Below are 9,728 nucleotides of genomic sequence, written 5' to 3' on the forward strand. Positions count from 1 at the left end.
GATCATGGGCCTGCGCCACAGGACGCTGCCGATCGAAGGCGTGCAGTTCCATCCCGAGTCGATCATGACCGAGCACGGCCACGCGCAGTTGCGCAATTTTCTGCATGCGCCCGCATTGGCGGCTTGAGTGATGTCGATCACTCCGCAACAGGCGCTGCAGCGCACGATCGAACATCGCGAGATTTTTCACGATGAGATGGTCAATCTGATGCGCCAGATCATGCGCGGCGAAGTATCGCCGACGATGGTCGGCGCGATTCTGGCCGGCTTGCGCGTGAAGAAAGAGACCGTCGGCGAAATCGCCGCGGCGGCGAGCGTGATGCGCGAAATGGCGGCCAAGGTGCAGACGCCGGCCTATCCACACTTTCTTGATATCGTCGGCACCGGCGGCGACAGCGCGAACACATTCAATATTTCCACCGCATCGATGTTCGTCGTCGCGGCGGCGGGCGCGCATGTGGCCAAGCACGGCAATCGCGGGGTGTCGTCCAAGTCCGGTAGCGCCGACGTGCTCGAAGCGTTCGGCGTGGTGATCGATCTGACGCCGGCACAGGTCGCCGCGTGCCTGGACGAGACCGGGATCGGTTTCATGTTCGCGCCCAATCATCATCCGGCGATGAAGGCAGTCGCGCCGGTGCGCCGCGAAATGGGCGTGCGAACGCTGTTCAATATTCTCGGGCCGCTGACCAATCCCGCGGGTGCGCCGAATATCCTGCTGGGCGTGTTCCATCCCGATCTGGTCGGTATACAAGTGCGCGTTCTGCAACGTCTCGGCGCGGGCAACGCGATGGTGGTGTGGGGCAAGGACGGCATGGACGAAATCTCGCTGGCCGGCCCGACCCTGGTCGGCGAGCTGCGCGACGGCGTGGTCAGGGAATATGAAATCGAGCCGGGAACATTCGGTTTTACGCTCGCCGAAAGCGCCAGCTTGCGCGTGGATGGTCCCGCACAATCCAGGCAGCGGATACTCGAAGCGCTGGAGAATCGGCCCGGTGCGGCGCGAGATATCGTGCTGTTCAACTCCGCCGCCGCGTTATATGCCGCGAACGTCGCCGACTCGATCGCGAGCGGCCTCGCGCTCGCACGCGCGTCGCTTGCGAGCGGCGCAGCGCGCGCCAAGCTCGATCAATTCATCGCCACGACGCAGCGCCTGCGTGGGGTACAAACATGAGCGGCCTTGGATTTGCGAAAACCCCGAAACCACCGTACTACGCGGTGATCTTCTCCTCTCAGCGCAACGGCAAGGGCGAGGCCGACTACGCGGCCGCCGCCGAGCGCATGTTCGAGCTGGTCGTGCAGCAGCCGGGGTATCTTGGAGTGGAAAGCGCGCGCGACACGAACGGCTTCGGCATCACCGTGGCCTACTTCGACAGCGAGGAAAACATCCTGCGCTGGCGCAACCACGCCGAGCACGCGGCAACGCGCGCGCGCGGCAAGCGCGAGTGGTACGAGCATTTCGAAGTGCGTGTCGCGAAAGTCGAGCGTGCGTACTACGGCCCTTGAGGCTGCTAGTGTAGTGCTCATTCTGTTTGGAACTTATTTTGGACATGCGGAACAAAAGCACCCCCCTTCCGCCTTCGGCACCTTCCCCCGCTTCGCAGGGGAAGGGAAAGCTAAAAGCAGCAATGTGGGACCCTTCCTCCGCTTGCGGGGGAAGGTGGCGGCAGCCGGAAGGGTGCAACCCCGGGAGCAGCAGGTACCAATATTTATGAAGCATTACACTAGTATCTTCCGCTCACCGCTCACCGCTCACCGCTCACCGCTTAAGTGTCCGATATCCTGAAAAAAATTCTCGCGCGCAAGGCTGAGGAAATCCGCGAACGCAGCGCGCGCATCGGCCTGGCCGAGCTTTCCGCGCGCGTGGCCGATATGCCGCCGTCGCGCGGATTCATCGCCGCGCTCGATGCGAAGATCGCCGCCGGTCACGCCGGCGTGATCGCGGAAGTAAAAAAAGCCAGTCCGAGCCGCGGCGTGATCCGCGCAGATTTTGACCCGGCACAAATCGCGCACAGCTACGCGGCCGGTGGTGCGGCCTGCCTGTCGGTGCTGACCGACGTCGATTTTTTTCAGGGAGCCGATGCCTATCTGCTGCAGGCGCGCGCGGCCTGCGCGCTGCCGGTGTTGCGCAAGGATTTCACTATCGATCCTTACCAGGTTTACGAAGCGCGCGTGCTTGGCGCCGACGCAGTCCTGCTGATCGTTGCGGCGCTGGGCGATGCGAGTCTGCTGGAACTGTCCGCGCTCGCGCACGAGCTCGATCTGGATGTGCTCATGGAAGTACACGATGGCGAGGAGCTCGAACGCGCGCTCGCCACATCGGCGCACCTGATCGGCATCAACAACCGCAACCTGCGCACGTTCGAAACGACGCTCGACACCACCCTGCAACTGCGCCGACAAGTGCCCGCGGATCGCTTGCTGGTAACGGAAAGCGGTATCGGCACCCGTGCCGATGTCGCGCGTCTGCGCGGCGCGGGAGTGAACGCGTTCCTGGTCGGCGAAACCTTTATGCGCGCGGACGATCCGGGCGCGGAACTGCATCGATTGTTCAGCGATGACGGTTGATTCGACGCGCGCAAAAACGGCCGGCGCGCAGCCCGTGGTGTTGTTCGATTTCGACGGAGTGCTGTTCAAGGGCGACGCCTTCACCGCGCTGATGCGCCATCACTGCGCGCGTGCATGGTGGCGTGTCGCGCTGGCGTCGCCGTTATTGTTAGTTACTCTGCCGTTCCTCTGGCTGCGGCGCACGCGCAGCGGCGCGGTGCGCTTTATCGTGCGCCTCGCGCTGCTCGGATTTACCCTCTCGCGCTACCGCACGCTCGCACAGGATTTCGGCCGCACGCTCGCGCGCGACGCACGCCATTTCTCGCGCCAGGGACTTGCCGCACTGAATGCGCATCGGCATGCAGGTGCGCGCGTGATCGTGGTTAGTGGCTGCGAGGAAACCCTGGCGCGCACCATTCTCGACGAGCTGGGACTGGGCCAGATCGAACTGGTCGCATCCCGACTCGCCGAGGGGCGTTTCGGTGTGCGCGTCGCGGCGCGCAATGTCGGTGTGGAAAAAGCGCACCAGCTTGGGCGGCGCGGCGTGCGCCCGCCCTGGGATGTCGCCTACAGCGATTCGCTGACCGATCTGCCGATCCTCGCGGCCGCGCGCTCGGCGTTTCTCGTCAACCCGAACCGGCAGATGCTTGCGCGTGTGTCGCCGCGTTTGAAGGGGCGGCTTTCGATCGTCGAGTGGCAATAGCCGTGCTCGTCATTCCGGCGAAAGCCGGAGACGCGTTACAACAGCGAAGCTGGTCATCCAGCGTCTTTGCTCTTCACCGGGCCAACGAAAAGACTTTGGATTACACGCGGCTCCTGCCGCGTGCCCTGCGGGCCATTCGCTGCGCGAATGTTCACTTCGGCATCCTGCCTTCGCAGTCCGGCTTTCGCCGGAATGCAAAGCTTCAGCGCGAGTCGAACACCACCATATTCTTGCCCGACACCGAAATCATCCCCTGGATTTCGAGTTGCTTGAGCACGCGTCCGACCATTTCGCGCGAACAGCCGACGATGCGGCTGATTTCCTGGCGCGAGATGCGAATTTGTATACCTTTGGGATGCGACATCGCATCGGGCTCGGCGGTCAGATCGATCAGCGTCTTGGCGACGCGGCTGGTCACGTCCATGAAGGCGAGGCGGCTGACCTTGCGCGAGGTATTGAGCACACGATTGGTGAGTTGCGTGCCGATCGCGAACAGGATTTTCGGCAGGTCTTCGCGCAACGAACCTTCGGCCAACTGGAACAGGCGGTCGTAGCTGATCTCGGCCAGATCGCAGGAAGTGCGCGTGCGCACCATGACTTCGCGCTGCGGCGTTTCCACGAACAGACCCATTTCGCCGATGAACTCGCCGGCGTTGATATACGCCAGGATCAGTTCGCGCCCTTCCTCGTCCTCCGACGACACCGTCACCGAACCTTCGATGATGAAATACAGGATGTTCGCCAGATCGCCCGGCCGGATGATGACGGTCTTGCGCGGGTAGTGGCGCAGATGACAGTACTCGAGGAACCTGTTCAAGGTCGCCTGATCGAGGACCAGAGAGCTGGGTGTCTGCACGCGCGCGATCGCTTTTTGCAGGGTATAGCGCAAAGGTTGAGACGCACTCGATCTTTCAGACAGTTTGCTCATGGATGGCTGTTCGCCTCCCCTGTGGTGTTGCGCTACCGACGTCGACACAGCCCCCCAGTCGGCCGCACCGCATCTTAGACGAAAAAAGCAGGGAAACGACAGGCCGCAACAAATCTTTCATATCAAGTCGTAGTGAGCCGTGCGCCTTCGAGAACCGGTCGGGCGGCCGTCGGCTGCGTCAGATGGACGTCCAAACCGCACTGCGCCGGCCTCCGGCACGAACATGCGCCGGCGCATGGTTCCCCCAGCAGGCAACTTGTTCCATAATTCGCGCGCTTTACCGTCGGTGCCTGGCGGTGCCTTTGTAGGAAATCCATCGTGGTCAAACCTCTTCCGCGCCTGAAACTGCAGGGTTTCAACAACCTGACCAAGGCGCTCAGCTTCAATATCTACGACATCTGCTACGCGGTGACCTCCGAGCAGCGCGATCGCTATATCGAGTACATCGACGATACCTACGACTCGGACCGGCTGACCAAGATCCTCACTGACGTGGCCGAGATCATCGGCGCGAACATCCTCAACATCGCGCGCCAGGACTACGATCCGCAGGGCGCGAGCGTGACGATCCTGATTTCCGAGGAACCGGTGATCGACAAGCGCGACGCCGGCCGCGATCTCATTTCCGATGCCGTGGTCGCGCATCTGGACAAGAGCCATATCACCGTCCATACCTATCCGGAAACGCATCCGCACAACGGCATCGCGACGTTCCGTGCGGACATCGACGTGGCCACCTGCGGCGTGATTTCGCCGTTGAAGGCGTTGAATTATCTGATCGACAGTTTCGAGTCGGATATCGTGACGATGGATTACCGCGTGCGCGGTTTCACCCGCGACGTGAAGGGCAAGAAGCACTACATCGACCACCGCATCAATTCGATCCAGGAATATCTGGCCAAGCACATCCGCCAGAAATACGAGATGTTCGACGTCAACGTGTACCAGGAAAACATCTTCCACACGAAGATGCATGTGAAGGATTTCGACCTCGACACCTATCTGTTCGAGGCGCACGCCGAGGACCTGTCGTTCAAGGATCGCCAGCGCATCGAGGCCGTGCTCAAGCGCGAAATCGAAGAATTGTTCCACGGGCGCAACCTGACCTGAGCGGTGAGCGGGAAAAGCATTGCGCCCATTCGCCGAGCCGGCTCTTTCCGCTGACCGCTAGCCGCTGACTTTCCCACCGCAGTTACCAATGGCCTATGCGCACCCTTCGCGCATTAACTAGACTCGCGCGTTACGCACAACGCCGACTCGATCGAGGACACCCATGAAACGCACCCTGTTATCGCTGGCCTGTGCCAGCCTGATCGCTGCTTGCTCCAGTCAACAGCCGCCGCAGGCCGCACAGGTGCCCGCCGCGGCGCCAGCGCCGGCGCCGGTTCTGACCTCCGGCGTGATCAAGGAAAACATGGATACGTCCGTGCGGCCACAGGACGATTTCTACCGTTATGTCAACGGACACTGGCTCGACACGGTGCCGATGCCTGAAGACAAGCCGATGACCGGATCCTTCGTCAAGCTCGACGACGATGCCAAGGCGAACATCCGCACGATCATCGAAGACGCGGCCAAGAATTCTGCCGGCGATGCCGAAAAGGCCAAGATCGCCGATCTGTACGCCAGCTTCATGGACGAGCCCGCGCTCGAAACGCTGGGCCTGAAGCCGCTTGAGCCCGACTTTGCCCGCATCGACGCGATCAAGGACAAGAAAGAGATTCCGGCGCTGATTGCGCACTTCACCCAGATCGGTGCGACCGCACCGTTCAGCGTGGTCGTGCATCAGGACAACAAGGATTCGACCAAGTATGTGGTCGATATCGGCCAGGACGGTCTGGGCCTGCCCGATCGCGACTACTATCTGGAAAACGACGCCAAGCTCAAACAGATTCGCGAAGCCTATGCCAAGTTCATCGAGAAGATGCTCGGCATGGCCGGCGACAAGAATGCGGCGGCCAGCGCGAAAGCCGTCATGGCGCTGGAAACCAGCTTGGCCAAGGTGCAGTGGACCAAGGTGCAGCTGCGCGATCCGATCAAGGCCTACAACAAGGAACCGATCGCCGACCTGGCCAAGCTCGCGCCGGGTTACGACTGGAAGAGTTATCTCGCCGCGGGCGATATCGACGGCAAGGTCGATTACCTGATCGTCAGCCAGCCGAGCTACATCACCGGCTTGGACAAGATCATCGCCAGCACGCCGCTGCCCACGCTCAAGACTTATTTCCGCTGGCAGCTGTTGCGCGGTTACGCGCGTTTCCTGAGCAAGGACTTTGTCGACACGCGCTTCGCGTTTTACGGCACCGAGTTGCGCGGCGTGCCGCAGGATCAGCCGCGCTGGAAACGCGGCACGTCGCTGGTCGAGAACGCCATCGGCGAGGCGGTTGGCAAACTCTACGTCGCCCAATTCTTCCCGCCGGCATCCAAGGCGCGCATGGATCAACTGGTCAAGAACCTGCTCGCGGCTTACAAACAGAGCATCGACACGCTCGACTGGATGAGTTCGGAGACGAAGAAAGCCGCGCAGGAAAAACTTGCCAAGTTCATGCCGAAGATCGGCTACCCCGACAAGTGGCGCGACTACTCGTCGCTGCAGATCAAGAAGGACGACCTGATCGGCAACGTGATGCGCGCCAATGCGTTCGAGTATCAGCGCAACATCAACAAGCTCGGCAAGCCGGTGGATCGTGCGGAATGGGGTTTGACGCCGCAGACGGTCAACGCCTACTACAATCCTGAGTTGAACGAAATCGTGTTTCCGGCCGCAATCCTGCAGCCGCCGTTCTTCGATGCCAAGGCCGACGATGCCATAAATTACGGCGGTATCGGCACGGTCATCGGCCATGAAATCAGCCACGGCTTCGACGATCAGGGCGCGCAGTACGACGGCGACGGCAACCTGCGCGACTGGTGGATCAAGGACGACCACGACAAATTCAAGGCCAAGACCCAGGCGCTCGTTGCCGAATACAACGCGCTCGAGCCGGTACCGGGCTATCACTTGAATGGCGAGCTGACCCTCGGCGAAAACATCGCCGACAATTCGGGCGCGGCGATCGCCTACAAGGCGTATCAGATCTCGCTCGACGGCAAACCCGCGCCGACCCTGGACGGTTTCAGCGGTGACCAGCGCTTCTACATTGGCTTCGCCCAGGCGTTCCAGGCCAAGCTGCGCGACAAGTTCGCGATTGAACTGATCAAGTCCGACCCGCACTCGATCCCGGTCGATCGCGTGATCGGCGCGCTCGCCAATCAGCCCGGCTACTTCGCCGCGTTCGACGTCAAGGAAGGCGACAAGATGTATGTCGCGCCGGAAAAGCGCGTGATCATTTGGTAAGGCAATAGTCCAAAAAAACTCGATTACAAGGCCGGCGCAATGCCGGCTTTGTTTTTTTTTAGGACACGTGAGGATGTAGTGGGCGTAGTGTTGAACGCGCGTCTTTCCTTTCCCCCGCTTGCGGGGGAAGGTGCCGAAGGCGGATGGGGGGGCTTGCGCAGGTAATGCCAACACCATCCCCACCCAACCCTCCCCTTGAAGGGGAGGACTTAAATGCGGTAAGCGACCGCCTTCATCACATTGCTCGCGAAGCGCATCAACGTCGGAATCGGCGCCGGCAGATCGATGCCGCCGGCGGCTTGTGCCAGTTTGCCGTGGCGCGCCTCATCGTCCTTCATCTGCGCGACCACCGCACGACTCGCGGCATCGCCGGCAGGAAGTTTTTCCAGGTGTTCACCCAGATGCGCTTCGACCTGGCGCTCGGTTTCGACCACGAAGCCCAAGCTGACGCGATCGCTGGCCAGCGCCGCCGCTGCGCCGAGCGCAAAACTGCCCGCGTACCACAACGGATTGAGCAGACTGGGCCGGCTATGCAACGCGTCCAGACGCTCGCCGCACCAGGCCAGATGATCGGTTTCCTCGGCAGCGGCCTCGAGCAGTTGCGCGCGCGTGTCCGCGTGACGCGCGACCGCCGCCTGGCCGGAATACAACGCCTGCGCGCACACCTCGCCGGTATGATTGACCCGCATCAGGCCGGCCGCATGGCGGCGCGCGTCGGCGTCCAGATCGGCTTCGGCAATGCCGGCCGCAGGCGAGGGGCGCAGGGCTTGCGGAGCGCTGCCCAGCGCGGTGCCGAACGCACGTTCGATTTCGCTCAGGATGCGGTCGGGCAGTGAGGTTTGGCGGCTGAACATGCCCTGATTTTCCCGGCCGAAGGCGTGCAATGCAATGCGTTTGCGGCATTTTGGCTGTCAGTGGAAGCAATTCCGGGCCTTGCCTGACTGTCAGATTCCCAGCCTAGGCTTGCGCCGCCATGGTCTCTCCGCTAAAATTCGCAGTTCTTCGCTTCACGCTCCAATACTTACCGCCCACAGCGGGCACAGGTTTTAAGCCATGAAAACTACAACGGTCAGCGCCAACGCTGAGACGGTCAAGCGCGACTGGTACATTGTCGACGCGAGCAACAAGACGCTGGGTCGTCTTGCCACCGAACTCGCCCGCCGTCTGCGCGGCAAGCACAAGCCGGTCTACACCCCGCACGCGGACACTGGCGATTATCTCGTCGTGATCAACGCGGAAAAGATCGCGGTCACCGGCAACAAGCTCGATGACAAGATGTACCACCATCACACCGGCCACATCGGCAACCTCAAGTCGATTGCGCTGAAAGACCTGCTGGCCAAGCATCCCGAGCGCGTGATCGAATTCGCGGTCAAGGGCATGCTGCCGAAGAATCCGCTGGGCCGTGCGATGTATCGCAAGCTCAAGGTCTACAAAGGCCCGGACCATCCTCATACCGCACAACAGCCAAAGTCATTAGAAGTATAAATACACACATGCCTACGACAACTCAGAATTACGGTACCGGCCGTCGCAAATCCTCCACCGCGCGCGTGTTCCTGCGCCCGGGCAAGGGTTCGATCATGGTCAACGACAAGCCGCTCGACCAGTTCTTCGGCCGCGAGACCTCGCGCATGATCGTGCGCCAGCCGCTTGAACTTACGCAGACGACCGACAAGTTCGACATCCTTGTCACCGTCGAAGGCGGCGGCAACACCGGTCAGGCCGGCGCGATCCGCCTGGGCATTTCGCGCGCTCTCGTCGAGCACGACGAAACGCTGAAGTCGCCGCTGCGCAAAGCCGGTTTCATGACCCGCGACGCGCGTGAAGTCGAGCGCAAAAAAGTGGGCCTGCACAAAGCCCGCCGCGCCACGCAGTTCTCGAAGCGCTAATCTCGTTTCAAGCCGCCGCGCTCACCCGCGGCGTGCTGTTCCCAGTTGGATCGTCGCGAAGTCAGAGAGAACGATTCATCCGTATTGGGAGATCGTCTAACGGTAGGACAACGGACTCTGACTCCGTTTATCTAGGCTCGAATCCTAGTCTCCCAGCCAGAAAAGCAAACGGCCCCCACGCGGGGCCGTTTGCTTTTCTGACTGGGGACTTGATGCGAACCCCCGGGTTCGACAAATTCGCCGGGAGCGAATTTGGACAGCGCAACGAAGTGGAGCTGGCCCGGAGCGAAAGCGGAGGGCGAGCCCCATGGATGGGCGAGCAAT

The 9,728-nt window shown here is 61.5% G+C and carries 11 protein-coding genes and 1 tRNA gene; 10 read left to right on the top strand and 2 right to left on the bottom strand.

Going from position 1 to position 9,728, the window contains the following annotated elements:
- The 5 genes from VIE67_RS04050 to VIE67_RS04070 all read left to right on the top strand — a co-directional run.
- Window positions 1-127: glutamine amidotransferase-related protein (locus tag VIE67_RS04050; protein WP_414707273.1), on the top strand; the 127-nt coding region annotated here is incomplete at its 5' end.
- Between the two features lie 3 nt (window positions 128-130).
- Window positions 131-1,171: an anthranilate phosphoribosyltransferase gene (trpD, locus tag VIE67_RS04055; RefSeq protein ID WP_332023523.1), complete on the top strand. Its 1,041-nt coding sequence runs from the start codon at window positions 131-133 to the stop codon at window positions 1,169-1,171.
- A complete protein-coding gene (locus VIE67_RS04060) occupies window positions 1,168-1,503 on the top strand; it encodes an antibiotic biosynthesis monooxygenase family protein (RefSeq protein ID WP_332023525.1) in 336 nt (111 codons plus the stop codon). The genes trpD and VIE67_RS04060 overlap by 4 nt, the downstream gene beginning before the upstream one ends.
- Window positions 1,504-1,767: 264 nt before the next feature.
- Entirely contained in the window at window positions 1,768-2,565 is a 798-nt protein-coding gene (gene trpC / locus VIE67_RS04065) for an indole-3-glycerol phosphate synthase TrpC (RefSeq protein ID WP_332023527.1), read from the top strand.
- Window positions 2,555-3,247 carry a haloacid dehalogenase-like hydrolase gene (locus VIE67_RS04070; protein WP_332023529.1) on the top strand — a complete coding sequence of 231 codons (693 nt, stop codon included), beginning with the start codon at window positions 2,555-2,557 and terminating at the stop codon, window positions 3,245-3,247. Before trpC ends, VIE67_RS04070 begins: the two co-directional genes overlap by 11 nt.
- A 202-nt stretch (window positions 3,248-3,449) precedes the next feature.
- Here the strand turns inward: VIE67_RS04070 and crp are convergent, their stop codons facing one another.
- Complete coding sequence (gene crp / locus VIE67_RS04075; RefSeq protein WP_332023531.1) at window positions 3,450-4,175, bottom strand: cAMP-activated global transcriptional regulator CRP; 726 nt, start codon at window positions 4,173-4,175, stop codon at window positions 3,450-3,452.
- 318 nt (window positions 4,176-4,493) lie between these two features.
- Between crp and speD the strand changes: the two genes are divergently transcribed.
- Together speD and VIE67_RS04085 are read left to right on the top strand one after the other, a co-directional pair.
- On the top strand, window positions 4,494-5,285 hold the full coding sequence (gene speD / locus VIE67_RS04080) for an adenosylmethionine decarboxylase (protein ID WP_332023533.1): 792 nt from the start codon (window positions 4,494-4,496) through the stop codon (window positions 5,283-5,285).
- Window positions 5,286-5,448: 163 nt separating this feature from the next.
- Entirely contained in the window at window positions 5,449-7,512 is a 2,064-nt protein-coding gene (locus tag VIE67_RS04085) for a M13 family metallopeptidase (protein WP_332023535.1), read from the top strand.
- A 209-nt stretch (window positions 7,513-7,721) separates the two neighbouring features.
- Here VIE67_RS04085 and coq7 read toward each other — a convergent pair whose 3' ends face one another.
- Entirely contained in the window at window positions 7,722-8,366 is a 645-nt protein-coding gene (gene coq7, locus VIE67_RS04090) for a 2-polyprenyl-3-methyl-6-methoxy-1,4-benzoquinone monooxygenase (protein ID WP_332023537.1), read from the bottom strand.
- Window positions 8,367-8,565: 199 nt separating this feature from the next.
- On the opposite strand from coq7, the gene rplM reads away from it, so the two are divergent.
- From rplM to VIE67_RS04105, 3 genes are all read left to right on the top strand, one after another.
- Complete coding sequence (gene rplM, locus VIE67_RS04095) at window positions 8,566-9,000, top strand: 50S ribosomal protein L13 (protein WP_332023538.1); 435 nt, start codon at window positions 8,566-8,568, stop codon at window positions 8,998-9,000.
- Between the two features lie 8 nt (window positions 9,001-9,008).
- Window positions 9,009-9,404 carry a 30S ribosomal protein S9 gene (gene rpsI / locus VIE67_RS04100; protein ID WP_332023540.1) on the top strand — a complete coding sequence of 132 codons (396 nt, stop codon included), beginning with the start codon at window positions 9,009-9,011 and terminating at the stop codon, window positions 9,402-9,404.
- Between the two features lie 85 nt (window positions 9,405-9,489).
- Window positions 9,490-9,563, top strand: a tRNA-Gln gene (locus tag VIE67_RS04105).
- The last annotated feature ends 165 nt before the right edge of the window (window positions 9,564-9,728 follow it).

This window comes from Rudaea sp. (genome assembly GCF_036560865.1).
In the GTDB taxonomy this organism is placed as follows: Bacteria; Pseudomonadota; Gammaproteobacteria; order Xanthomonadales; family Rhodanobacteraceae; genus Rudaea.